This is a genomic window from Psychromonas sp. L1A2, assembly GCF_009828855.1.
Taxonomy (GTDB): Bacteria; Pseudomonadota; Gammaproteobacteria; order Enterobacterales; family Psychromonadaceae; genus Psychromonas.
Map to the genome: position 1 here is coordinate 245,191 of NZ_WUAG01000002.1, position 25,791 is coordinate 270,981.

The following is a 25,791-nucleotide window of genomic DNA, read 5'->3' on the forward strand; positions in this document are numbered from 1 at the left end:
ACGTCCTGTTTGCCGCTGCTGAAAGGTATTCATGATTTGGGAAAGCTCAATGGCGGAGAAGTCGTAGCCACATTTAGCATCGCTTAAATCATTAACCATTTGATATTATTTACTTTAACGTATGAGTATCCACAACTTTAACAACTTTCTACTATATATATTCAGTAGAAATCCAAGTAAAGCTAACAAACACTTTATTCAACCAGCAACCCGCTTACGCGTTAACGCTATCCCTAAAATGATCAATAACATCGCCCCTAGGCTTTGCCATTCAATGGCTTCGCCCAAAAGAAGCGCACCAGTAAAATACGCAACAATAGGAATCACGTAATTAATATACGAAAGAAACGTAGGGCCAGCCGTGCCGATAACTGCAAACAAAAGAATGGTAGCAAACGCAGTCGGGCCAACACCTAACCACAGCATGGATAACGAGGCGTTTAAAGAATAACTTTGTTGCCATGGTAAATCTTGCCACAGCCAAAATGGCACTATAACGAGACTCGAAATAATCATCACGCCTGCCGCTGTTACAACAGGATTATAAGAAGGCAATCGCCTCACTAAAATGGCATTGATCGCATAGCTAAAAGTAGCGAGTAAAATCAATAGACCACTCAGTAAGTTACTGTGAGCTCCGATTAACGACGGCCAAAGCACAATAACCACGCCAGTAATACCTAACACAAAACCGAATATTTTAAAGCGATTTAGGCTTTCTCCTGATACAAAATAATGTGCCAAAATCATTGTTGCCAACGGCATAAATGCCATCAACAATCCCGTAATGCCCGAGCTAATACCTTTCTGACCCGTTGAGATAAGCAGAAATGGCAACAAGTTCCCCATAACACCCAGCAATAAAAATACCGCCCAAGCCAACGGCTCTACAGGTAAACGCCAACCCTTGGCATACATAAAGAGCGTTAGAATAACCGCTGCAATCAAGACTCTAAGAGAAACGATAGCCACAGGGCTAAAGCTTTGCAGTGAGACAGCGGTAAACATAAATGACGTACCCCACAGCAAAATCAGTAACAGCAGAGAAAGCCAGTCTTTAACAGTAGGTGTATAGTTGTGAGGCATGTGTTTTATCCAATTAGCATGTTTAATAGGTAAATATTACTAGAGAATGATGGCTAGAGAGTTTACCCGACAACCTCCTATTTTGTTGATAATTTTAATATAGAATGACAGCTCTAAATAACTTTAAATCGTAACAATCTAATTTGATTGTGAGCAACTAATGAGTGTTCAGAACTTTTTCAGAACTTCGAGATAACGGTGACATAGTGGTAACCATATTGAATTTAGCAGTATGATTATCAAACGAAAAAAGCAAGGCTTGACCCGAATGGCACTCTGCCAGAGTGCCAAACAGCATACAAAGCAGAACGAAAATAATGTATCTTCGGCTTTTAATGTGATTTGGCAATGGTAAAGTTTATAAGTGTCCTGTACTTTTATAAATAACGTTAACGGGTTAATTGCCTTCACAAGTTTAAGTAAATTAATCACAATTACACAACCAATATTATGTCGCTTTTATATCAAACCTAGGAACTTTCATGCACATTAACAACATTATTATAGGCGGTGGTTTATCTGGATTATTGAGTGCCTGGTATTTACAAAAACAAGGGATACCTTATTTACTTTTGGAAGCTAAACCAAATCTCGGCGGTAGGATATTAGGTGTAAAAGACACCTCCACAGAGCATTATCATGATTTAGGACCTACGTGGATTTTCCCTCATCAATTCAATATACAACAGTTACTTGAAGAACTTAACATACCGTATGTTGAGCAATATACGAAAGGCGATGCCTTATTTCAAAAACAAGGTAATCAAGGAATCATAAGAACCGAAGGTGCGGGTGCTGCAAGTATGTATCGTGTCATTGGCGGCATGACCACAATAATTAATGTCATGTATAGTAAGATTGATTCACGCAATATAAAAACAGAACATGTTGTTACCAATACAACAAAAGTCGATGACCAATGGATAATAACAGCAAAAAATAACAATGAGACTAAATCGTTTCATGCAAATAACCTTATATTAGCATTACCTCCTCGCATGATTGTAGAACATCTGACACCCATTCATTGGGCTTCATCTGAACTTATTGAGCACTTTAAAAAAGTACCAACATGGATGGCTGCGCAAGCAAAATTCATTTCAATCTATCATTCTAGTTTTTGGCGCGAAAAGGGGTTGTCTGGACAAGCATTTAGCCAACAAGGCCCCATGCAAGAAATGCATGACGCTTGCTCTATCGATATTTCAGAAACGGGGGAACAGGTTAACCTGACAAATGCCTTATTTGGCTTTATTGGTGTGCCGGCTAATCATCGACAACAATATGATGAATCGCAAATAAAAGAGGCTTGCCTCAATCAATTGAATCAACTGTATGAGAATTCAGAAGAAGAACTTGATTCAATATTATATAAAGATTGGGCAACCGACGAATTTGTTGCTTCTGCACGTGATATTAATGAACCGCCAAAACATCCTGACTTTCCTATGGATCAACATATGACTGAATTAACTCAAAAGAATATATTTTTAGCAGGCAGTGAGTTTTCTCGTATAGATGCTGGTTATTTAGAAGGCGCAGTTTGCGCCGTGAATGATGTGATGACCAAAATAATAAATACAGATAACAGATAAAAACACATTAATTCGATTACTTACCTATGAAATAGCGTCGATAGTAATCAAGTTAAACAGCATAAAGTTATTTAACGCTATGCCATTAGCCACGTTGATTTTCGTAGTGTATTTGTCAAAGGTAAAACGCAAGACCTGCCCCATTATTTTAAGGTTTATGGTCGAGGCCATTTTAGTATGAGTTCGTCTACGCTCATCGGGTCAGTTAGATATTTTGAGCGTTGGTTTTCGCCCTCTCGGCGACTTCACTTTCTCTTTGCCAGCAGAGAACCTGATACCTACAAGAGAGCAAAGAGACTGGTACCGAGTCGCTTTCTTCATCCAAACCATGCCCATACCTTTAAAATAAGCTTTCTAACGCACCAGTTCATACGGCACATCCATGTACCGAACGAACTTACAGCAAACATCCTGTTTGCTGTTGCTGAAAGGAATTAATAATTTGGGAAAGCTCAACGGCGAAGAAGTCGTAGCCTCATTTAGCATCGCTTGAATCATTAACCAATTGATATTATTAACTTCAATGTATGAGAGTCCACAACTTTTTGTTTAGCATCGCTTGAATCATTAACCAGTTGATATTATTAACTTCAATGTAGGGTATCCACAACTTTGTATTTAGTAAACCAACCTCAAACGGGCTTGTCCAACACCCGAATAAGGTGTCGGCTGCGCGACACCTATTCTTGTTTGTTATGTGCGTGCCACAACAAAACCTATTAACAAAATACAACTAACAGCCAAAACCTATCAATGTATGTATAATGTTTAACCGAACAGGAACTTAACTTTACATGGATGTTAACCAATACAACTTATAGAGGTTAATATGACACAAAGAAAAATTACTGGTGTTCGAAAAAATGCAAAAGATACAATTACACATGCACTTATCGAGGGTAACTCTAGAGCGACTTCAATTAAAACCCTTGTTGGCATGGCCGACAAAGAGTTAATAGCTGACGTAAACTCGGTACATTCGAAAAAATCAGCTTCACATATAAGGGCAAACCCAGACGGTAAAACTAAGAACAATCTAGCAAACTTACCCAAGATATAAATTATTTTAGGATCAAGGGCATGCTGATAAATGCCCTTAGCCACATAACGCCTTGCTAAGCGGACTAAAGCAGGGCAGGATTTTTGCGGTCTTTTTTGCAAAAATGATGAACTGTTTTAGTTCCGTTTAAGCAACTTGTTGAACGAAGCCGCTGTGCGGCAGAAAAACAAAATACCAATAACGTTCATACTTATATTTATATCACTTTTCGGTGATATCTAATAGGAGTATAAGCGATGAACACCTCAGAGCAACAACACTTTAATCTTTTATATCAACAGCATTTGACCAACCTAACACTGCAAGGCATGAGACCTGCCACGATTGATGCCTACTCTCGTGCAGTACGTAGGATAACTACCTTTTTTGACCGCACACCTGACACATTAACCAAAGCAGATTTAAAGTGTTACTTTGCACAACTCATTCAAACTCACTCGTGGAGTACCATTAAATTAGACCGAAATGGATTACAGTTTTTTTATAAACATACTCTCGATAGACAGTGGGAATGGCTCAATATTGTCAAACCACCACAAGTAAAACGCATTCCCGACATCCTCACGCCACAACAAATTGGACTGATAATTAGCCACACTCGTGCATTGCGTTATCAGGTGTTTTTTCTTGTTTTGTACAGCATGGGATTACGCTTAAGTGAGGCCCTTGATTTGACGGTGAACGACATTGATAGCCATACCATGCAAGTGCATATTCGCGAAGGTAAAGGAGGTAAAGACCGTTTACTCCCTTTACCCAAACGAACACTTTCTGCATTACGTTGCTATTGGTCAACGCATCGTCATCCGCAGTTGTTATTTCCAAGTATTGGTAAAAACACACAAGTGCCGATGGATAAAGGCAGTGTGCAGAAAGCGTTGAAAAAAGTGATGACTGAATTGGGTATTAATAAATCTATCAGTCCACATTCATTACGACATTGCTTTGCAACTCATCTCTTAGAGCAAGGTATTGACCTACGCTCCCTGCAAATACTATTGGGACATCACAGCCTGAATACGACAGCGAAATACACACAACTCACTCCACTCAAACAAAAAGATAATGTCACCGCCTTGAACCAGTTAACCGAAAGGTTATCAATTCAATGGGAGGCATCATGAGCCAATTTATTGCACTACTTGAGCGCTATCAAGCACAACTGGAGCAACAATATGGTGGATTGTTGAATCAAGATATTCGTCGCGCTATCACTGATATGCTGCACTGTAAAAACGATGTAAATCGAACGACCCAATGGCATTGTGGCCATTGTCAGCATGACCAACAACTCCCAGCATCTTGTGGGAATCGAAGTTGTCCACAATGTTTGCATCAAACAACTTCAAATTGGTTAGCTAAACAGACCGATAAACTATTACCCGTACACTATTTTATGGTCACCTTTACGCTACCCTATCAATTGAGAGTACTGGCTCGTCAACACCCCAAAGCACTGTATCAATTGATGTTACAAGTGACGGCGGGCATATTAAAAGACTTTGCCAAGCGAGAGAATAAAGGCAGTTTAGGGTTTACTAGCGTATTACACACGCATAATCGGCGACGTGAATGTCATCCTCATGTGCATATCATTGTGCCCTGCGGACGTTACGATACGACAAAGAAACAATGGCACAAAAGTGATGCAAAATATCTGTTTAATGAATTTGCACTCGCTAAAGTATGGCGGGCAAGAGTCATTGATGCGATTAATCACAGCGCTGAGTTAACCATGCCCACTGACACGCCTAAAAAATGGATGGTCGATTGCCGTAAGGTCGGATTTGGTGCCTCTGCTTTTAAATACTTATCACGTTATCTGTATCGTGGCGTGTTACCCGATAAAGACATTATTAACCTCTCCGAGGAAATGGTCACATTTAAGTATAAAGAAAGCAGCACTAATATGACTAAAGAACGTACTTTACCTGTGCTCGAATTCTTATGGTTAATCTTACAACACGTGTTACCAAAAGGTCTGCAGCGGGTGAGGGATTATGGGTTTTTAAGAGGTAATGCCAAACAACTGCGACTACAAATATTGCTGATATTGGGGAGCGACATAAGCACAATGGCGACACCAGTAAAACGCAAGCGTGCTATCTGTATTTGCCCATGCTGTCACCATGAAATGCATTTTATGGGCTTAAGTCGACTGAGAAACTAATGCGTGAAAACGTACGGTCTTAAACAGATCATTGACACAAATAAAAGATTAACAAGCCAGAGAGGTGATATGGCATTCAACATATAAAATATAACATACTGATATAATTGAGGTATCAATTTTATATTAGCGAGACTCGCCTTAAAGAAAGTTGAATTATTGAGCCAGCCCAAAACCCATTCCACTATTTACTATATAAAGCAAAGAGTCTCATACGGGCTTGTCCAACACTCAGATAAGGTGTCGGCTGCGCGACACCTATCCTTATTTGTTAGCTTTTCTTTGCGTAAATATTATCTAATACTTGAATTCCCAACATGTTTTTTGTTGGAATTAAGGACTTGGGAAATTCAGACTCTAAAACAAGATAAGTTTGAACATTTTGTGGTTTACCCTGAACTCCAAGCATTGCTTCTGATACTGATTGATATTTAACACACTGAAATAAGCCTCGATTGATATCGGGAGTATCTGAAATGCTAGATTTCACTTCTACAGCAACTAGCTGTTTTCGCCACTGAAACATAACATCAACTGAATCACCAGAAGGTAAGCTGTATTCCACTTCACCTTTAGGCCAACTTTCAGTTAAACCAATAACAGTCGGATTATTAGCTATATATTCTTTAAGTTGTTTATGACCCTGACTTTCACCACCACCTTTTTTACTTTGTGTTGGCTCTGATATTTTTGGAAATATTGGATGCTCTATTTCTAATTCATCTAATACCCATAACCAATCTTGGTAAGAATATATTTTAGCAAGTTGACTATCTACGATTACTTTTTTCTGCTTTTTGCTTAGTTTTCTAAATTCTTTTTTAGAAATAAACCATCCAATACCTTCACCAGGTAGTTCTGTTTCTTTATTTACAACTAAACACTGTATAGGTGGTATATCTTCATCTGTTTGTTCCGATAACTCAATTAAAGCTGTACCGATACACCCTAATACATAATTAAGGTTTCTAGGGTTTGGCATGGATAATTCTTCAGCTAGATCTGAATAGAATATGGTTTCTCCAACCAAAGCTTGTCTCACCAAATACGGTAATGCTTTTCTAGCCCTTTGCTGATAGAGCTTATCTCCATCAAAGCTATCAGATACTTCTGCTGTACTCATAATTGCTACTCCATGAAAAGCTAACGCCTCGTTAAGTGGCAAAAAATTGTTGGCTAAAATTAGCGACGAAGGAGCAAAAGCCAACTGTTTTTTATCCTTTTAAACGACTTGTTGAACGAAGCCGCTGTGCGGCAGAAAAACAAAATACCAATAACGTTCATACTTATATTTATATCACTTTTCGGTGATATCTAATAGGAGTATAAGCGATGAACACCTCAGAGCAACAACACTTTAATCTTTTATATCAACAGCATTTGACCAACCTAACACTGCAAGGCATGAGACCTGCCACGATTGATGCCTACTCTCGTGCAGTACGTAGGATAACTACCTTTTTTGACCGCACACCTGACACATTAACCAAAGCAGATTTAAAGTGTTACTTTGCACAACTCATTCAAACTCACTCGTGGAGTACCATTAAATTAGACCGAAATGGATTACAGTTTTTTTATAAACATACTCTCGATAGACAGTGGGAATGGCTCAATATTGTCAAACCACCACAAGTAAAACGCATTCCCGACATCCTCACGCCACAACAAATTGGACTGATAATTAGCCACACTCGTGCATTGCGTTATCAGGTGTTTTTTCTTGTTTTGTACAGCATGGGATTACGCTTAAGTGAGGCCCTTGATTTGACGGTGAACGACATTGATAGCCATACCATGCAAGTGCATATTCGCGAAGGTAAAGGAGGTAAAGACCGTTTACTCCCTTTACCCAAACGAACACTTTCTGCATTACGTTGCTATTGGTCAACGCATCGTCATCCGCAGTTGTTATTTCCAAGTATTGGTAAAAACACACAAGTGCCGATGGATAAAGGCAGTGTGCAGAAAGCGTTGAAAAAAGTGATGACTGAATTGGGTATTAATAAATCTATCAGTCCACATTCATTACGACATTGCTTTGCAACTCATCTCTTAGAGCAAGGTATTGACCTACGCTCCCTGCAAATACTATTGGGACATCACAGCCTGAATACGACAGCGAAATACACACAACTCACTCCACTCAAACAAAAAGATAATGTCACCGCCTTGAACCAGTTAACCGAAAGGTTATCAATTCAATGGGAGGCATCATGAGCCAATTTATTGCACTACTTGAGCGCTATCAAGCACAACTGGAGCAACAATATGGTGGATTGTTGAATCAAGATATTCGTCGCGCTATCACTGATATGCTGCACTGTAAAAACGATGTAAATCGAACGACCCAATGGCATTGTGGCCATTGTCAGCATGACCAACAACTCCCAGCATCTTGTGGGAATCGAAGTTGTCCACAATGTTTGCATCAAACAACTTCAAATTGGTTAGCTAAACAGACCGATAAACTATTACCCGTACACTATTTTATGGTCACCTTTACGCTACCCTATCAATTGAGAGTACTGGCTCGTCAACACCCCAAAGCACTGTATCAATTGATGTTACAAGTGACGGCGGGCATATTAAAAGACTTTGCCAAGCGAGAGAATAAAGGCAGTTTAGGGTTTACTAGCGTATTACACACGCATAATCGGCGACGTGAATGTCATCCTCATGTGCATATCATTGTGCCCTGCGGACGTTACGATACGACAAAGAAACAATGGCACAAAAGTGATGCAAAATATCTGTTTAATGAATTTGCACTCGCTAAAGTATGGCGGGCAAGAGTCATTGATGCGATTAATCACAGCGCTGAGTTAACCATGCCCACTGACACGCCTAAAAAATGGATGGTCGATTGCCGTAAGGTCGGATTTGGTGCCTCTGCTTTTAAATACTTATCACGTTATCTGTATCGTGGCGTGTTACCCGATAAAGACATTATTAACCTCTCCGAGGAAATGGTCACATTTAAGTATAAAGAAAGCAGCACTAATATGACTAAAGAACGTACTTTACCTGTGCTCGAATTCTTATGGTTAATCTTACAACACGTGTTACCAAAAGGTCTGCAGCGGGTGAGGGATTATGGGTTTTTAAGAGGTAATGCCAAACAACTGCGACTACAAATATTGCTGATATTGGGGAGCGACATAAGCACAATGGCGACACCAGTAAAACGCAAGCGTGCTATCTGTATTTGCCCATGCTGTCACCATGAAATGCATTTTATGGGCTTAAGTCGACTGAGAAACTAATGCGTGAAAACGTACGGTCTTAAACAGATCATTGACACAAATAAAAGATTAACAAGCCAGAGAGGTGATATGGCATTCAACATATAAAATATAACATACTGATATAATTGAGGTATCAATTTTATATTAGCGAGACTCGCCTTAAAGAAAGTTGAATTATTGAGCCAGCCCAAAACCCATTCCACTATTTACTATATAAAGCAAAGAGTCTCATACGGGCTTGTCCAACACTCAGATAAGGTGTCGGCTGCGCGACACCTATCCTTATTTGTTAAATTAATATTTATTTTTCTGCCCCGCCGGTGAAGGATGCCAATTATTTAGAATCTTAGTTATTTCAATATATATTGAAGTTTCATTTTTCATTTTTCTTACTTCTTCAATCCAAGGTAAAGCTTTCTCATAAGCCCGTTTAAACTTATAAGAATAAATATTTTTAGCTGACTCAGAGTCAATGACCCCAGAAGAAACTGCGGCACAGTAATATTCTAATTCATTCAAATATATTTTTAACTTTCTACCAGCATCAATGAGTTCTTTAGCACAATCATCTTTATTTATGTTTTTATTAAACTTTTCGTAAAGCTGATTCTTTTCAGTCTCATTTAAATTTTCTTTTCCTAAAAGAGCTTTTACTTCTAAGTCTGAAAGTGCAGAGTCTCTTTGCCAAAAATTAAGTCTGTCATCTAAAAAAATTTCAAGTTCTTCAAATTCTTTAGAGTCAGGGAAGAATGTATAGGTGAAGTGAAGCTTGTTCCAAGTTTTAGTATCTTTCAATTGTTTATATATAAGAAAAAGAGAAAGTAAACTTAGTATAGATACTGCTGTAGAAATAATATCAACATTATTTGTTATCCAAGAATTAATCATATTGCTCCTGTTGGTTAATTTAACGCCCGCTTAAACTGTGAGTGGACGTGTGCCATGTTTGAGCGTTAGCGAGTTCGGCACGCGTTTGCGAATCAGATTTAAAGCGTTTGTTAAATTTTTTGTCTCGCCATATTCGCTAGATTTGAAGACAAGTACATAAACGATCCTGCATATTCGTTCGAAACCTCTACAACCTCGATGTAATCTAACTTTAGGTAATTTTCTTTACCAAATTTGCCACCCATCGAATAGTCAGCACAAAGTTCAATAAATCCTTGGGTTTCATCATCGATACGAACAATGTAACTTTCCATCTCTGGCAAATATAAGTTAATGATCAGATTAAGTTTAGATACGTTACCATCAATTTTTGATTGGAGTATTCTAATTTTTGTAGAGTCATAGTGCTCATCATAATTTTCAAACCACTGTTCAAAAACTAATTCGATTTGTGATATCAGCTCGACCTGTATGTTACACAAATCAATGACTTCTTCTTTTTTTGCAAGTAACAGCTCTTGGTGTTTGAGCGACCTTTGGTGCTTATGATCTTTTCTTTGCCTCGAGTCAATCCAAATTTGACTCAGAATCACAGTTATTATTGCTATTAAACCTGTAACGATAGTGGCTACCGGTGGATGAGAAATTACGAACAAAAATATCTCTTTCAAATTCTGCCGACCTTATTGATGATTGAAATTTAACGCCTTAATAACTGGCGTGTAGGTTGGCGTTGTTTTTGCGGCTTTTTCTTTTGCAAAAACGATGACAACCGTAATACGTCCAGTTGATTAACTTGTTATATTTTATGTGTACCGAACATTAAGCAGTAGTTTTTTACTGTTTTAAATTCATGTATATGTTGATTTTTAATATTCCAATTAACTCCGACAGATTTCATTCTTTCCAAAAAGGTTGGAGTATCTTTATAACGAGAAGATTCTAACTCAATAATCCCCTCTGGTTGTTCTTTAGAGCACCACCAATAAGGTATACATCTTTTATACTTTGTTTCGAGCCATACATCTGCCAGACAAATAATATACTGATGCTTAATATCAAACTTTGCCTCTGACATTATATGGTTCCGGTTATTATCAATTAACAACCTATCCATATCTTTGTAGATTTCATTTATTTTATCGTTAGGGTTATTGATTCTCTTTGCTTCTATAAATATTACCGCTTCTCGGCTTGGTATAAAAATCACAGCATCAATACGAGGATAGCTTCTGCCAACTTTTTTTAACGGAGCTTCAAGCCAAGAAAATGCGTCATTTTGTAATTTACAAAATGACTTTACAAACAAATGGACTTGATTAGCCTCCATGAAACCCGTCGAATTATGAGAAGGATAATATTGTTCAAAAATTATATCGTATTCTCTAATCAAATTATCAAACGTATCTCTTAATAAACTTTCCATCTAATACTCTCAGAAATGAAATATAACAGCTTATTAACTTACAAAATGTTACTTTTGAGGTGAAAATACTACATAAGCTAATGAGAAAAAATAACTTCAATCTTACGTTAATTTATTTCTATAACAAGTAATTACAGACAAAACATAAAACTAATATCATGGGAAAAGACGACAAATTGCAATAATTACGGTGAAAATACTGCAACATGACTGCACTGTATATAAACACACCAATTTAAAAGATAGGAGTGACATATGCCTTCTCCATTTTTGAGTGCTGTAACTAAAAAGATGCGAATGAAGCATTACGCAGAAAAACAATAAAGCCTACCTTTATTGGATCACCTCTTTTATCTATTACAACAAAAAGCCCCCCGATGAATGCCAGATGATGAAGTACAACAAAAAGAACTGAACAGCCATCACTTGAGATTAACAATATCAAATAGTTATGATAAAACCTTACTCAACGTGGCTACATCCATCCCCACCGTTGAGCTTTCCCAAACAATGAATACCTTTCAGCAACAGCAAACAGGACGTTTGCTGTAAGTTCATCCGACACACGGACGTGTCGTATGAACTGGTGCGTTGGGAAAGCTTATTTTAAAGGTATGGGCATTGTTTGGATAAGAAAGCGATTCGGTGGCCAGTCTTTTTGCCACCTTTTTCTTCTGGTAAGAAAAAGATGGTCGCCGACAGGGCGAAAACACTATTAATAAACATCAAACTGACTGGATGAGCGCAGACGACTCAATCCTGGCCCTAAAAATACAAAAGTATGCATTCCCACAGAGGATAGTGGGAACGAGAAAATTATTTTAAATAAACTAAGTTATCTACATTTACAGTACTCTACTGCAATATTTGCAGCTACTTTAGCATTGTTGTATACAAGCTGAATATTGGTTTCGAGGCTATCTCCACCAGTCAATTCTTTTACTCTCGCTAAAAGGAAAGGTGTTGAATCTTTACCTTTAATCCCTTGTTCATTAAGTTCATCGAGAGCCTGTTCAATTGCAGCTGTAATTTGTTCCTTGTTTTCTTCATATTGCTCTGGGACAGGATTGCCTACTACAAATCCACCTTTCAAATGCATGCCCCACTTCGCTTTCATCATGTCAGCAACTTCTTTACCGTTATTGACCCGAGCATCAACCCCAAAACCACTATCGCGAAGATAAAAAGCAGGTAAATTATCAGAACCATAACCAAGCACTGTAACGCCCTGTGTTTCTAGGTATTCTAAGGTTAAACCAATATCTAGAATGGACTTTATTCCTGCACACACGACTGTTACTTCTGTACTTGCTAGTTCCATCAAGTCAGCTGAAATATCAAAAGTTTCACTTGCGCCACGATGTACACCACCAATACCACCTGTAGCAAAGACATTCACACCAGCCATATTAGCAATGATCATCGTTGTTGCTACGGTTGTTGCACCATCTAACTCTTTCGCAACAACAATCGGTAAGTCTCGACGACTACATTTAATGACGTCTAGCCCCTTTTTACCTAAATACTCAACTTCTTCTCTAGATAAACCTACTTTCAATTTACCGCCTATAATGGCGATAGTCGCAGGAATAGCACCATTATCACGCACAATCTGTTCAACATTTAATGCCGTCTCTACATTTTGAGGATAAGGCATACCATGGGAAATAATTGTCGACTCAAGCGCAACGATAGGTTGATTATTGACCAAAGCGGCTTTTACTTCATCACTGATAACAACATATTGATTTAACATAATAATCCTCTAATGGTGGTTGTTTAAAATTGCATTAACGGTATCTATTGTTAGATCCGAGGAGATTGTTTCTTGAGCTGCAAGCGTTATAGTGCTGGCACCAATACAAAAATCGACTAGTTGTTCGCTGTTTAAGTTTTCAGTAAAACCATAAATCATAGCTGCAGTGAAAGCATCTCCTGCCCCTGTCGCATTCACTACGGATGTTTTGATGGCTTTCCGAAAAAAGCCATTATGTTTATCTTGGTAATAAACCCCGCCACTCCCCATCGTAATAAAAACACGTTCTACTCCATAATCAAGAAGCTGTAGCCCAGCTTTTACTATCATTTCTTGAGTATCTAGAGTTAACCCAGTCAACGCCTCTGCTTCGGTTTTATTTACTTTAATTGCGTAAAACTTATTTAAAACATCTTTTACTTTGGTCGCTTTAGTAATCGATACAGGATCGAAAATTAACTTGGTTTTAATCAAATTTCTGGATAAATATTCAATAGTTTCTTGAGGTAAGTTTGCATCGAGGATGGTATGGGGAGAATGGTCTATTTTAACTAGCAATTTTTTAAAATAGGTCGGTGTCAATTGATCAACTATTCCCATATCAGAAACAGCAATCACTAATTCACCATATTTATCTAGTATGTATAAGTAAGTTGAAGTTCGATGCTCCGCAGTCGTTATAGATTGTTCCATATCAATACCAAGGAGCCTGGCATTATCCTTTACCATCACTCCTTCATTATCGTCACCAATCGCCGTAATGAACCGAACATCTAATTTAAACTTGCAAAGATTATCTGCAATATTACGTCCAACCCCACCTAAAGAAGCTTTGATAACACCGGGGTTAGAATCTTCCATTAGAAGGTTTCCTTGAGATTTTCCCTGTATATCAACATTCGCACCACCAATAACCGTAATAGGATGAGAATATGCAATTACATACCCTTTCCCCATTACATAGCCTTTCTTAATCAGATTACTGATATGAACAGCAACAGAAGTTCTAGTAATGGCTAATAGCGAGGCGATTTCTGATTGAGAAATCATAGGATTTGCTTCAATTAATTCAAATATTTCACGTTCACGTTCCGTCATAATGCCCCCTTAAACTAATGTTTACAGTCTAAACTTAAGTTTATTAGGTCACTTTCCAGACAAACTGTCAACATTTTGCACAATAATATATTTAAAATATAAAATTAAAGTGTTATTTATATTTGAAAGAAAGATTTAGTAAAAGCTACAACCCCATTAATTAAAATAGGAAAATATTAGATAATCCGAAAAAAGATCACTCGATATTGTGTATGAACAATCAGTTACGATAATATTTCGAACAATGTGGCTACGACAGCCCTCCCGTAGAGTTTTCTGTATGAATAACTGCCTTTAGCAAGTAGAGGCAGGGAGTGATTTATGCAACAGCATAGTGTTATGAATGGGACTAAGCTCTGCGTGCCCTTTGCCGTTGCTAATTCATTTCGAGGTATGGATGTCGAGTGTGAGCGGTGCGTTTAGAAGGTAGTTATTGTTATATATCTAAAAGAGTAGATTAAAAAACGAATTGGGAGACAGTCTTTTTTGCTTGTTGTGGGTAAAAGGTATTCTTCTGGTAAGAAAAAGTATGTCGCCGACAGGACGAACACAGACGAGCAAATCCTTACCCTAAAAATGCTAAAGTGCGCATTCCCACAGAGGACAGTGGGAACGAGAAATAATAAAAATCGAGAAACAGTATGAATTCAGATAATAGTTGCCATTAATTGAGTCTCAAAATCATCATCTATTTCATTGGTAATTATCTCTATTTTACTTTCATTAAGCTCACTTAATACAAGTTCAGTTAATGCAATTTCCTTTAAATCATCACCAGTCAAGTTATAACCGATCATACCGTGATCAGTTATAAATACAGCTTTCAAACGCTCAACCTGTAACGTCGAAAATAATTGCTGAAGCTTTTGATGATTAAATGTTTTTTCAGCAGAAAACCGCCAACCTACACTAACAACCCCTTCACCTTTATTTTCCGCTTTAATCACGCCACTTTCTGGCATAGGTAATTCAGACGCAATTGCTTTGTTCTCATGAGAATGTTCATGGTTATGCTCATGATGTTCGAGAACATGTGTTGGTGCATTTACTGTTAATGTTCCACCAGTTAATAAGTCAGGTAATAGTTCGCCGTGTTGCGTAAAAACGACCTGCTTTGGTTTTTCATCGAAGCCTTCAACATACTGTTGTAACTTTTCATGATCGCCTTGTTGATACAGATCTTGTTTGTTACCCACGACTATATCTGCAATAGCAATTTGTTGATTAAAGGTTTCATGCTTGGTATAGCGAGGATCAGCTAACGAACGTGCATCGACCAGCGTAATCGTTTTTTGAATACTCAATGATTTTTGATAGTGCTCTGAATTTAAGACTTGCAGTATTTCTTTGGGGTGCCCTAACCCCGTTGGCTCGATCAATAAGCGATCTGGCTTTGCTTCTTTTAATAACTGATTGAGCGCTACTTGCATCGGAACACCAGCCGCACAACACATACAGCCACCCGGTACTTCTCGAATAAAGACTTGTTTGTCGCTACCTTGGCCTTGTAACAAACTACCGTCTACGCCTATTTCGCCAAATTCATTAACCAATACAGCCCAGCGTTCATTCGCAGGTTTATGCTTTAATAGGTTCATAATAACCGTGGTTTTACCTGCACCAAGAAAACCAGTAATAATATTAGTCGGCACATTGTGTATTGCTGTTTTTGTAACACTTATTACTTTTGTCACGCTTATTTTTCTCCGATCATATACTTTTTTCATATGAGCTCTGTGTTGTTAGCTCAATGTTGTTAGCTAAAAAGTGTTGTTAGCCCGATATTGTTATTTCTATATTATTATTTCTATATTGTCGCGTAAAAATTATCGCGTAAAACTCAGTCTCATCGACGCTTTAACAGGTAACACTTCATGACCATCAAATACTTGCTGACCATTCACCCAAGTGCTTTTTATTTTGGCTGAGAATGTTTGTCCTGCAAACGGACTCCAACCACAATGATATAAACTATTTTCATGGGTTACTGCCGTCGAGGCTTTCATATCGACCAACACTAAATCTGCAAAGTAACCTTCACGAATAAAGCCACGTTGCTGAACAGCATATCTTATCGCAGGGTTATGCGCCGTTTTTTGTACTACTTGCGTTAGATTTAAACGTTTATCGTTTACTTGATGTAAAAGACTTAACAACGCATGTTGAACAAGTGGTAACCCCGCTGGTGCTTTTTCATATTTTACCTGTTTTTCCGCTAAAGTATGCGGCGCATGGTCGGTCGCAATAATATCAATTTTATTCTCATGCAAAGCCTCAATTAATGCATCACGATCGCTTTTAGCTTTAATGGAAGGGTTACATTTTATAAGGTTTCCCTTCTCCTTATAGTCTTGCTCGGTGAACCATAAATGATGAACACAGGCTTCCGCTGTTATATTTTTACCTTCAATTGGCCCTGCACTAAAGAGGCTTAATTCTTTTTCTGTGGTGATATGTAAAACATGTAACTGACTGTTGTACTTTTTGGCTAATCCAACGGCATAGGAAGAGGATTGATAGCAAGCTTCTACATCACGTAATTTCGGATGGTCTTCAATAGAGAATGATTTTCCTGCTTGTAACAAAGCAGCAATATTTTTTTCTATCACTTCTCCTTTCTCACAATGCGTGACAATCAGTACTGGTGATTCACGAAAAATAGCTTCTAGCGCCTGTTTATTTTCTACCAGTAAATTTCCTGTTGAAGCACCCATAAAGACTTTAACACCACAATGCTTACTTGGATCGAGTCGCTTAATTTGATCTAAGTTATCTTCTGTTGCACCCAAGTAGAATGAATAGTTAGCCATGGACTTTTTGTCAGCAATGTCGAATTTCTTTTCAAGCGCTTCAATCGTAGTGGTAGCAGGATCGACGTTAGGCATCTCCATGTAACTTGTTATTCCACCAGCGACTGCAGCACGAGATTCTGTGGCAATATTGCCTTTATGTGTTAAACCCGGCTCTCGAAAATGAACTTGATCATCAATCATACCTGGTAATAAATAACACCCTGATGCATCAATAACGTTATCTGTTACTTCTGCTTCAATGCTTTCTGCAATCAACGCTATCTTTTGATTAATAATATAAACATCAGCTTTGAATACATGACCTTCGTTCACTATAAATGCGTTTTTTATCAGTGTCCTGTATGACCTTTCTTGTACTCCCTGTTGCATTCTCTGTTGCATTCCCTTTTGCATCGCTTGTTTCACCTTTTCTTAAATTTAAAATTTTACTGAATAAATTGTTATGATATAACATAACATTTTAAGTGATAACTTGTAATTTTATGGCTGAGCTTTCATTTGCTGCCATAACATACAAAACCAGTACATTATTAGAACAAGGCTGAGAGAATGAAGGATTTCAAAGAAGTATTAATCGTTGCTGGTACACATGGTAATGAGTTATCAGGTCTTTATATTGAAAAATTAATACGAGATAAACAATTAAATGTTCAACGAGAAAGTTTTACAATCGATACATTAGTTGCAAATCCAGATGCCATTATCAACAATGTGCGTTTTGTTGAAACAGATTTAAACCGACAGTTTGGAAACGAAAAACAATTGCTTCCACACAGTAAAGAAAAGAAAATTGCGCAACAATTACAACTGAAATATAAAAATAAACCGAAGCAATTGGTAATTGATTTACACAACACAACAAGCCGCATGGGTGCAACACTTATTCTATTAGCAAGAACGCCCTATTATGAAAGAATGGGCGCTTATGTTAAAAAATGCATGCCACAGGCCAATATACTATTTGAAAACGAAAGTAACTGGCAGGAACATCCCTATCTCTGCACAATGACTGGGTCAGGGGTCATGATTGAAGTTGAAGAACAGAGTCATGGAGTGTTAACCCATCAGAGTTTATTGTTAATGAAAAAACTATTATTGAGTGTGCTTGATTTTATTGATTATGAAAATCAAGGACTGTCGCTTTCTCTTAATGATTATGAGGCTTATCAATTAACTGGAGAAGTGTCTTTCCCACTAGATAAAGACGGAATGCGACTAGCCGCTGTTCACCCCACTATTTGTGGTTTAGATTTTACGGAAGTAAAAAAAGGCGAGCCATTACTTTCTGCCTTTAATGGACTTGATTTATATTGGCATGGTAAACAAAGCACTTATCCGCATTTTATCAATGAAGCTGCCTATTCGACAAAACACATTGCCATGGCACTAGCAGACAAAATTAACATTTGTTGTACAAGCTGATAGCGTATTTAACTTAATACCGATTACATTAAATATGTTATCTACATTTTGCGCTGTAAAAACAGTTCAATTCAAGGCGTAAATGGCGACTCCCTTTACGCAATTTACAATGAGGAAGTGGCTATTTATTGTGATTGGTATAATTAAAGCAGAGTGATATTAGCCCCTGTAAATAATACTCTACTTTAATTAAGACATTATTGTATTATAAAAATTAACCTTTCAACTCCCTCAATTTCAATCTGACTCGTTTCGCTGATACTGGATAAGGTAGCAAAAGCACAGCAAAGCACAGGACATCCATACATTGAACTCAACAATATCAATCTGTTAATGAAAAGTTCAATATTCAACGCGGATACGACCACCCCGGCGTTGAGTTTTGCCAAACCATCAATACCTTTCAGCAACAGCAAACAGGACGTTTGCTGTAAGTTCATACGGCACAGGGACGTGCCGTATGAACTGGTGCGTTAAGAAAGGCATTGATTGTTTGGATAAGAAAGCGATTCGGTGGCCAGTCTTTTTGCCGCCTTTTTCTTCTGGTAAGAAAAAGATGGTCGCAGACAGGGCGAAAACACTATTAATAAACATCAAACTGACTGGATGAGCGCAGACGAGTCAATCCTTACTCACACGAAAGATTGTTGACAGCCATAAACTGATATTAGCAATATCAATTAGTTACGATAAAACTTCGAACAATGTGGCTACGACAGCCCTCCCGTAGAGTTTTCTGTATGAATGACTACCTTTAGCAAGTAGAGGCAGGGAATGATTTATGCAACAGCATAGTGTTATGAACGGGCTAAGCTCTGCGTGCCCTTTGCCGGTGCTAGCTCATTTCGAGACATGGATGTCGAGTATGAGCGGTGCGTTTAGAAGGTAGTTATTGCTATATATCTAAAAGAGTAGATTAAAAAACGAATTGGGAGCCAGTCTTTTTGCTTGTTGAGGGTAAAAGGTATTCTTCTGGTAAGAAAAAGTATGTCGCCGACAGGGCGAAAATACAGCTAACAACAATCAAACTGACAGGACGAACACAGACGAGCACGAACGAACTCATATTAAAGATAAGAGAAAGCAGGATGAATCCTGCGCCCCAAAAACTTAACTTTTACGCTTCGGCTAAAGTGCAGAAATCACAAGTGAATACCCACAACATAAAACCATGTTCAACATGGCTACATCCATCCCCACCGTTGAGCTTTCCCAATCCATCAACTCATTTTAGTAAAGCCAAACAGGATGTTTGGATTAGTTGAGGCTAGTGCAGGGATGCACGTCCGAAACGGTACGTTTAAAATGAGTAGATGGATTGGATTAGAAAGCGATTCGGTGCCAGTTTCTTTGCCTACTTTCTTTTCTGGAAAAAGAAAGTAGGTTCGCCGCTAGGGCGAAACACCAAGTAACTAAACATCAAACAGCCTGAACGAGCGCAGACGAGATTTAACTTACTCACATTAAAACCAGAGAAAGCAGGATGAATCCTGCGCCCCAAATTAAGTGCTAAAATAGCTAACCCTTAAGCTCCGTCAACTTCAATCTCACACGTTTAGCCGATACTGGATAAGGTGTCCCTAGCTGTTGTGCAAACAACGACACGCGTAACTCTTCCATCATCCAATACACTTCTGCTAAACCTTCATGCTCATTTTCATTACTCAATAACTGCTTACATAAAGCACGATAACGTTCTTCAAGTTCATGCAATTCAATTGTATTTAATCGGTCTTGATTTGGATTAACGGGCAGTTTTTCAAGACGCTTTTGTAAGGCTAATAAGTAACGTTTAATGTCATTAAGTTTCCCCTCTCCCACTTGGCAAACAAAGCCAGGGAAAATTAAACGTTCTAGCTGTGATTTAATATCGCCTTTGGCAACCAACATGGTTAAGTCTGCTTTGCCTTTTAACTGTTTATTAACCGCATGCGCAAGGGTTAATACTTCTTCAACTTGTTGCGTAATTTGTAAGGTTTTATCGGCGAGTTCGGCACGCACTTTTTCTTTCTGTGCTTCAAACTCAGGCGCTTCTTGTGGATGTATTGCCCCATCAAGAATCGCATCAACCGCGCAACTGATACAATCATCAATTAAGTCTTTTATTTGCCCGAAAGGATTAAAATACAACCCAAGCTTGGCTTTATTTGGCAGGCTTTGTTGTAGATATTTAATCGGTGATGGCACGTTTAATAAAATTAAACGACGCACACCCGCTTGGTTAAAGCGTTGTGCTTTTGCTTCGCTATCAAATAATTCAATGGCGACACTTTTGTTTTTATCGACTAATGCTGGGTAAGCTTTTACTTCATAACCACCGTGATCTTTTTTGAATGACTTCGGTAATTTACCAAAGTCCCATTCTATTAAGTCAGACTTCTCGATACCTTGTTTTGATACTTTAGATAACGTTTGTTTAACTTCGCCTTTTAAATCGTGTTGCAGCAATTTTAAATCAGTCCCGACTGCTACACTCTTTTGTTTGTCATCAACGACATTAAACTTTATGCGTAGGTGAGTTGGTAAGGCTGAAAGATCCCATGAGTTCTCAGGAATACGCACGCCTGTCATACGTAATAGTTGCTTTTCAAAAGCTTCTAGCAAGGTTCCCTGTAAAGGCACTAAGTTGGCCATTGCTGCTTCTGCATAATTTGGTGCAGGTACAAAGTTACGACGAATAGGCTTAGGTAATGTTTTGATTAACGCAACCAACAATTCTTCACGTAATGCCGGGATTTGCCAATCAAACCCTTGCTCTGATATTTGGTTTAATAGCGCTAATGGAATGTTAACGGTCACACCATCTTGTGCAGTACCCGGCTCAAAGGCGTAATCTAGTTTTAAGCGGAAATCGCCTTGTTGCCATGAATCTGGATAAGCGTTTGCGGTTACTTTATCCGCATCATGTGCCATCACTTGATCACGCTGATAGTTTAATAATTGTGGTTGTTGTTTTTTCTCTTGATTCCACCAGCTATCAAACTGCTTTGCACTGCATACGTTTTGTGGCACGATTTCATCGTAAAATAAGAAGAGTGTTTCATCGTCTACCAAAATATCGCGGCGACGTGATTTATGCTCTAGCTCTTCAATATCGTTTAATAACGCTTGGTTATCTTTGAAGAATTGATGACGCGTTTCAAACTCCCCTTCCACTAAAGCATGGCGAATAAATAATTCACGACACAGTATCGGGTCAATTTGTGTATAAACCACTTTTCGTTTGCTAACGATAGGAATGCCATACAACATTTGAGTTTCAAAGGCGCCCACTACACCCGACTTTTTCTGCCAATGTGGTTCTGCATAACTGCGCTTAATAAGGTGTTGTGCTTGCAGTTCAACCCATTCAGGTTTAATACGTGCGGCTACACGGGCAAACAGTTTTGAGGTTTCAACAAGCTCAGCAAACATGCCCCATTTAGGTTGTTTTTTAAATAAACCAGAGCCAGGGAACATAAAGAATTTACTGTTACGTGCACCAAGGTATTCGGCATCTTTATCTTTTAAACCGATATGAGATAACAGTCCAGCAAGTAAGGCTTGGTGGATCGCATCAAAGTTTGATGGCTCTGCGCTAACTTTAATATCTAATTCATCGGTGACTTGTTTGATTTGTGTATAAATATCCTGCCACTCACGCACACGCATATACGCTAAGAAATCTTTCTGACACATTTTACGGAACTGGCCACTAGTGAGTTCTTGGCGTTGTTCGTTAATGTAATTCCAAAGATTTACATAGGTAATAAAATCTGACTCTTTATCTTGGAAACGACGATGTTTTTCATCGGACGCTTGTTGCTTATCCATTGGGCGTTCACGTGGGTCTTGAATGCTTAACGCCGCACTGATCACCATCACTTCATGCACACAGTTAAATTCTTTCGCCGCTAAAATCATACGCGCTAAACGCGGGTCAACGGGCAATTTAGCAAGTTGGCGACCTAAGGGTGTTAGCTTTTTGCGTGGATCTTTTTGTTTTAAATTAACTGCGCCTAGCTCTTCTAATAAGCTCAAACCATCTTTGATATTTCTGTCTTCTGGTGGTTCTACAAACGGAAACTTATTAAGTTCGCCTAAGCCCAGTGATAGCATTTGTAAGATAACAGACGATAAGTTAGTACGTAGAATTTCAGGATCAGTAAACTCAGGGCGACCATTAAAATCGTCTTCGCTGAATAAACGAATACACACACCTTCACTGACACGTCCACAACGCCCTTTACGCTGGTTAGCACTGGCTTGTGATATTGCCTCAATCGGTAAGCGTTGTACTTTGGTACGGTAGCTATAACGGCTAATACGCACTGTACCTGTGTCGATAACGTATTTAATACCGGGAATCGTTAATGAAGTTTCCGCCACGTTGGTGGCTAATACGATTCGTTGCCCACGATGCCCTTGGAATATTTTGTTTTGTTCCGCCACACTTAAACGTGCAAACAACGGTAATACTTCAGTATCTCGTAGTTTACGTTTAGTTAACGCTTCTGCCGTATCGCGAATTTCACGTTCACCATTCATGAAGATAAGAATGTCACCACGACCTAAACGCTGAAGTTCATCAACGGCTTGGAAGATACCTTCTATTTGGTCGCCTGCTGCATACTCTTCTAATGGGCGGTATAAGGTTTCAACGGGGAATGTACGGCCAGAGACTTCAATAATAGGGGCTGCTTTACCGCGTTTATCACAAAAGTGTTGTGCAAAACGTTCTGGGTCGATGGTTGCTGAAGTGATGATCACTTTTAAATCTGGGCGTTTTGGTAATAAGCGTTTTAAATAGCCCATTAAGAAGTCGATGTTTAAACTACGCTCATGCGCTTCATCGATGATAATCGTGTCATATTGACTTAAGAATCGGTCGTTTTGAATTTCCGCTAATAAAATACCGTCGGTCATCAATTTGATATAAGACCTGTCGCTGACTTTGTCTGTAAATCGAACACGGTAACCGACTGTTTCACCGAGTTCTGAATCTAACTCTTCGGCAATACGGTTTGCAACGGTTCTTGCCGCTAAACGACGTGGTTGTGTATGACCGATTAGGCCCGATACACCTCGCCCTAGCTCTAAACAGATTTTAGGTATTTGCGTCGTTTTACCAGAGCCTGTTTCACCGGCAATAATTACGACTTGGTTATTGGCAATGGCTTTCGCTATTTCATCTTTTTTCTGGCTAACAGGTAGGTCTGGATAACTGACCTCTGGCAAGTTTTCTAAACGCTGTTGTCGTTTATCCATAGAGACTTGAATATCGACGGCAATCTTAGTCAAACTAGCTTCTACTTTTTCGGGTGTTTTAAGATTAGCAAGATCGTCAATGCGGCGCTTTAAGCGGAATTGATCTTTATATAACACGTCATTTAAATGGTCTTTCAAAGTAGTCGCAGAAATGGTCAAAACAGATACCTAGCAGAAACAAAAAAGTGATCCTAGCAAGGCTCTTCTCAAAAGGATAGTCACAGTTATGTTTAGACTGTATTTTTAGTGTAGATGGCGTCTTTTAGAAGGGTTATTTTTTGCTTTGAAGAAATGATAGATATAAAAAAAGCAGGCGAACCTGCTTATTTATTGGTTTGAAAGTATTCGGCCATGGTCAATCGTGAAAACGATCATAAGCGCTCATACCTTTCAGTTTCAGTTTCTCTTTTAATTTTAAAGGCTAACGCTTCGCGAGCACTTTCATACAAGCAATCACAGCAACAAACGCAATACTTGATGCTATGAATGCTGAAACAGTAGAGCCAGTGAAACCAATCACAATAAAGCCAACGATAGACACAAATGCCATTGATAACGCATAAGGTAACTGTGTTGATACATGGTCGATATGCTCACAACGTGCACCTGTTGATGATAAAATCGTGGTGTCTGAAATAGGTGAACAATGGTCACCAAACACTGAACCGGCTAATACCGCACTTAACATAGGTAACATCATCGCTAAATCAGTTGCACCAGCCATATCGCCTGCAATCGGTAACATGATACCAAAGGTGCCCCATGACGTACCTGTGGAGAACGCCATTGCACCAGAGAGCACAAATAAGATAACCGGTAACCAATGCAGACCGATATTACCTTGCACTAAACTAGATAGATAAGCACCGGTTTTCATATCGCCAATCACAGTACCAATCGACCATGCAAAAAATAGAATGATAATTGCGCCAAACATCGATTTAGCACCAACCCATAATGCGAACCTGATATATTCAAATGACTGTTTTTGTTTTAATACGGTGAATAAAGAGAAGACTAAGCCTATTGAAGCACCATAAACTAAAGAAGTACCCACATCAGTATTCTCAAATGCACCTAATACTGAAAACGCTTTACCCGCTTCAATTAATGCCGTATTACCGGTATATAACATGAAGAATAACGTACCCGAAATTAAGCTGATAATAGGATAAACTAAATCACCTACCTTACCTTGTTCATGCTCTTCGATACCCATTTCATCTTGTAAATCAATGTACTCTTGCTCGCCCTCTGTGATCTCTTTTTCTGCTATTTTTTCATGCTTTTTCATTGGCCCAATATCGAGCTTAAAAATAATAACTGCAAATACCATTAACAATGTAAAAATGGCATAAAAGTTCATGGGAATTAACGCAACATAAGCGCCGAGTGGAGAGTATTCAGTCATACCGTGGCTAACTAAAATGCCACTGATAATCGTCATGATGTAAGCGCCCCAACTTGAAACTGGCATTAAGATACACATAGGTGCAGCTGTTGAATCAAGAATATAAGCCAACTTAGCGCGGGAGACATTAAAACGGTCAGTCACTGGTCGTGAAATAGAACCTACCGCTAAGCTATTAAAGTAATCATCAATAAAGATAAACACACCAAGAAAAGCCGCTAATAACGAAGCACCACGTTTATCTTTAATATGGTCAAGCGCCCAATCAGCAAAAGCACGCGTGCCGCCTGAAAGTGTTAACACAGCGGTCATCATTCCTAATAATAATAGGAAGACAACAATACTCATATTCCAAGTATTTAAACCGCCGTCTTCAACGACAACACCTTTAACGGTTGAGTATATATACGTGCCAGCATCAACTACTGAATAGTCAGCGAGTAGTAAAGCACCTAAGATAATACCTAGCCCTAACGACAATAAAACTCGACGAGTAAGAATAGCTAACCCCAGCGCAACGACTGCGGGTAAGATCGACAGCGTAGACGCTGAAAAATCGATTAAAGACATG

The 25,791-nt window shown here is 38.6% G+C and carries 19 protein-coding genes; 8 read left to right on the forward strand and 11 right to left on the reverse strand.

Features of this window, described 5'->3' with window-relative positions:
* Window positions 1–198: 198 nt before the first annotated feature.
* On the reverse strand, window positions 199–1,086 hold the full coding sequence (locus GQR59_RS11620) for a DMT family transporter (RefSeq protein ID WP_160062923.1): 888 nt from the start codon (window positions 1,084–1,086) through the stop codon (window positions 199–201).
* Between the two features lie 482 nt (window positions 1,087–1,568).
* On the opposite strand from GQR59_RS11620, the gene GQR59_RS11625 reads away from it, so the two are divergent.
* The 4 genes from GQR59_RS11625 (at window position 1,569) to GQR59_RS11640 (ending at window position 5,911) form a co-directional block, all read left to right on the forward strand.
* Window positions 1,569–2,681 (forward strand): flavin monoamine oxidase family protein, encoded by a 1,113-nt coding sequence (locus GQR59_RS11625; RefSeq protein ID WP_160062925.1) that lies wholly within the window; start codon window positions 1,569–1,571, stop codon window positions 2,679–2,681.
* 829 nt (window positions 2,682–3,510) lie between these two features.
* Complete coding sequence (locus GQR59_RS11630) at window positions 3,511–3,741, forward strand: DUF3892 domain-containing protein (protein ID WP_160062927.1); 231 nt, start codon at window positions 3,511–3,513, stop codon at window positions 3,739–3,741.
* A 236-nt stretch (window positions 3,742–3,977) separates the two neighbouring features.
* Entirely contained in the window at window positions 3,978–4,865 is an 888-nt protein-coding gene (locus tag GQR59_RS11635) for a site-specific integrase (protein WP_160062107.1), read from the forward strand.
* Entirely contained in the window at window positions 4,862–5,911 is a 1,050-nt protein-coding gene (locus tag GQR59_RS11640) for an IS91 family transposase (protein WP_160062109.1), read from the forward strand. Before GQR59_RS11635 ends, GQR59_RS11640 begins: the two co-directional genes overlap by 4 nt.
* A 271-nt stretch (window positions 5,912–6,182) precedes the next feature.
* Here the strand turns inward: GQR59_RS11640 and GQR59_RS11645 are convergent, their stop codons facing one another.
* The gene (locus tag GQR59_RS11645; RefSeq protein ID WP_160062929.1) at window positions 6,183–7,034 is read right to left on the reverse strand and encodes a hypothetical protein; all 852 of its coding nucleotides are present in this window, start codon (window positions 7,032–7,034) and stop codon (window positions 6,183–6,185) included.
* Window positions 7,035–7,243: 209 nt separating this feature from the next.
* On the opposite strand from GQR59_RS11645, the gene GQR59_RS11650 reads away from it, so the two are divergent.
* Both GQR59_RS11650 and GQR59_RS11655 read left to right on the forward strand, forming a co-directional pair.
* Window positions 7,244–8,131 carry a site-specific integrase gene (locus GQR59_RS11650; protein ID WP_160062107.1) on the forward strand — a complete coding sequence of 296 codons (888 nt, stop codon included), beginning with the start codon at window positions 7,244–7,246 and terminating at the stop codon, window positions 8,129–8,131.
* Complete coding sequence (locus tag GQR59_RS11655; RefSeq protein WP_160062109.1) at window positions 8,128–9,177, forward strand: IS91 family transposase; 1,050 nt, start codon at window positions 8,128–8,130, stop codon at window positions 9,175–9,177. The genes GQR59_RS11650 and GQR59_RS11655 overlap by 4 nt, the downstream gene beginning before the upstream one ends.
* Window positions 9,178–9,453: 276 nt before the next feature.
* On the opposite strand, the gene GQR59_RS11660 is transcribed toward GQR59_RS11655, so the two are convergent.
* The 3 genes from GQR59_RS11660 to GQR59_RS11670 form a co-directional block, all read right to left on the reverse strand.
* Window positions 9,454–10,047, reverse strand: coding sequence for a DUF4760 domain-containing protein (locus tag GQR59_RS11660; protein ID WP_160062931.1), 594 nt, complete (start codon window positions 10,045–10,047; stop codon window positions 9,454–9,456).
* 110 nt (window positions 10,048–10,157) lie between these two features.
* Window positions 10,158–10,718 (reverse strand): hypothetical protein, encoded by a 561-nt coding sequence (locus GQR59_RS11665; RefSeq protein WP_160062933.1) that lies wholly within the window; start codon window positions 10,716–10,718, stop codon window positions 10,158–10,160.
* A 128-nt stretch (window positions 10,719–10,846) separates the two neighbouring features.
* Complete coding sequence (locus tag GQR59_RS11670) at window positions 10,847–11,473, reverse strand: hypothetical protein (RefSeq protein ID WP_160062935.1); 627 nt, start codon at window positions 11,471–11,473, stop codon at window positions 10,847–10,849.
* Between the two features lie 381 nt (window positions 11,474–11,854).
* On the opposite strand from GQR59_RS11670, the gene GQR59_RS11675 reads away from it, so the two are divergent.
* Window positions 11,855–12,025 (forward strand): hypothetical protein, encoded by a 171-nt coding sequence (locus tag GQR59_RS11675; RefSeq protein ID WP_160062937.1) that lies wholly within the window; start codon window positions 11,855–11,857, stop codon window positions 12,023–12,025.
* A 283-nt stretch (window positions 12,026–12,308) separates the two neighbouring features.
* Here the strand turns inward: GQR59_RS11675 and GQR59_RS11680 are convergent, their stop codons facing one another.
* From GQR59_RS11680 to GQR59_RS11695, 4 genes are all read right to left on the reverse strand, one after another.
* The gene (locus GQR59_RS11680) at window positions 12,309–13,229 is read right to left on the reverse strand and encodes a pseudouridine-5'-phosphate glycosidase (protein WP_160062939.1); all 921 of its coding nucleotides are present in this window, start codon (window positions 13,227–13,229) and stop codon (window positions 12,309–12,311) included.
* 9 nt (window positions 13,230–13,238) lie between these two features.
* Window positions 13,239–14,327, reverse strand: coding sequence for a carbohydrate kinase (locus GQR59_RS11685; RefSeq protein WP_160062941.1), 1,089 nt, complete (start codon window positions 14,325–14,327; stop codon window positions 13,239–13,241).
* 647 nt (window positions 14,328–14,974) lie between these two features.
* Window positions 14,975–16,021 carry a CobW family GTP-binding protein gene (locus tag GQR59_RS11690; RefSeq protein ID WP_236546748.1) on the reverse strand — a complete coding sequence of 349 codons (1,047 nt, stop codon included), beginning with the start codon at window positions 16,019–16,021 and terminating at the stop codon, window positions 14,975–14,977.
* 132 nt (window positions 16,022–16,153) lie between these two features.
* The gene (locus GQR59_RS11695; protein WP_236546749.1) at window positions 16,154–17,533 is read right to left on the reverse strand and encodes a dihydroorotase; all 1,380 of its coding nucleotides are present in this window, start codon (window positions 17,531–17,533) and stop codon (window positions 16,154–16,156) included.
* Window positions 17,534–17,689: 156 nt separating this feature from the next.
* On the opposite strand from GQR59_RS11695, the gene GQR59_RS11700 reads away from it, so the two are divergent.
* On the forward strand, window positions 17,690–18,562 hold the full coding sequence (locus tag GQR59_RS11700) for an aspartoacylase (protein ID WP_160062943.1): 873 nt from the start codon (window positions 17,690–17,692) through the stop codon (window positions 18,560–18,562).
* 1,518 nt (window positions 18,563–20,080) lie between these two features.
* On the opposite strand, the gene hrpA is transcribed toward GQR59_RS11700, so the two are convergent.
* A complete protein-coding gene (gene hrpA, locus GQR59_RS11705; protein WP_160062945.1) occupies window positions 20,081–23,968 on the reverse strand; it encodes an ATP-dependent RNA helicase HrpA in 3,888 nt (1,295 codons plus the stop codon).
* Window positions 23,969–24,230: 262 nt separating this feature from the next.
* Entirely contained in the window at window positions 24,231–25,790 is a 1,560-nt protein-coding gene (locus GQR59_RS11710; RefSeq protein WP_160062947.1) for a Na+/H+ antiporter NhaC family protein, read from the reverse strand.
* Between the last annotated feature and the right edge of the window lies 1 nt (window position 25,791).

Bases quoted from the DNA above. Each gene is read 5' to 3' on its own strand.
- GQR59_RS11620 (WP_160062923.1), bottom strand. From the start codon at position 1,086: ATGCCTCACAACTATACACCTACTGTTAAAGACTGGCTTTCTCTGCTG.
- GQR59_RS11625 (WP_160062925.1), top strand. From the start codon at position 1,569: ATGCACATTAACAACATTATTATAGGCGGTGGTTTATCTGGATTATTG.
- GQR59_RS11630 (WP_160062927.1), top strand. From the start codon at position 3,511: ATGACACAAAGAAAAATTACTGGTGTTCGAAAAAATGCAAAAGATACA.
- GQR59_RS11635 (WP_160062107.1), top strand. From the start codon at position 3,978: ATGAACACCTCAGAGCAACAACACTTTAATCTTTTATATCAACAGCAT.
- GQR59_RS11640 (WP_160062109.1), top strand. From the start codon at position 4,862: ATGAGCCAATTTATTGCACTACTTGAGCGCTATCAAGCACAACTGGAG.
- GQR59_RS11645 (WP_160062929.1), bottom strand. From the start codon at position 7,034: ATGAGTACAGCAGAAGTATCTGATAGCTTTGATGGAGATAAGCTCTAT.
- GQR59_RS11650 (WP_160062107.1), top strand. From the start codon at position 7,244: ATGAACACCTCAGAGCAACAACACTTTAATCTTTTATATCAACAGCAT.
- GQR59_RS11655 (WP_160062109.1), top strand. From the start codon at position 8,128: ATGAGCCAATTTATTGCACTACTTGAGCGCTATCAAGCACAACTGGAG.
- GQR59_RS11660 (WP_160062931.1), bottom strand. From the start codon at position 10,047: ATGATTAATTCTTGGATAACAAATAATGTTGATATTATTTCTACAGCA.
- GQR59_RS11670 (WP_160062935.1), bottom strand. From the start codon at position 11,473: ATGGAAAGTTTATTAAGAGATACGTTTGATAATTTGATTAGAGAATAC.
- GQR59_RS11675 (WP_160062937.1), top strand. From the start codon at position 11,855: ATGCCAGATGATGAAGTACAACAAAAAGAACTGAACAGCCATCACTTG.
- GQR59_RS11680 (WP_160062939.1), bottom strand. From the start codon at position 13,229: ATGTTAAATCAATATGTTGTTATCAGTGATGAAGTAAAAGCCGCTTTG.
- GQR59_RS11685 (WP_160062941.1), bottom strand. From the start codon at position 14,327: ATGACGGAACGTGAACGTGAAATATTTGAATTAATTGAAGCAAATCCT.
- GQR59_RS11695 (WP_236546749.1), bottom strand. From the start codon at position 17,533: ATGCAAAAGGGAATGCAACAGAGAATGCAACAGGGAGTACAAGAAAGG.
- GQR59_RS11700 (WP_160062943.1), top strand. From the start codon at position 17,690: ATGAAGGATTTCAAAGAAGTATTAATCGTTGCTGGTACACATGGTAAT.
- GQR59_RS11710 (WP_160062947.1), bottom strand. From the start codon at position 25,790: ATGTCTTTAATCGATTTTTCAGCGTCTACGCTGTCGATCTTACCCGCA.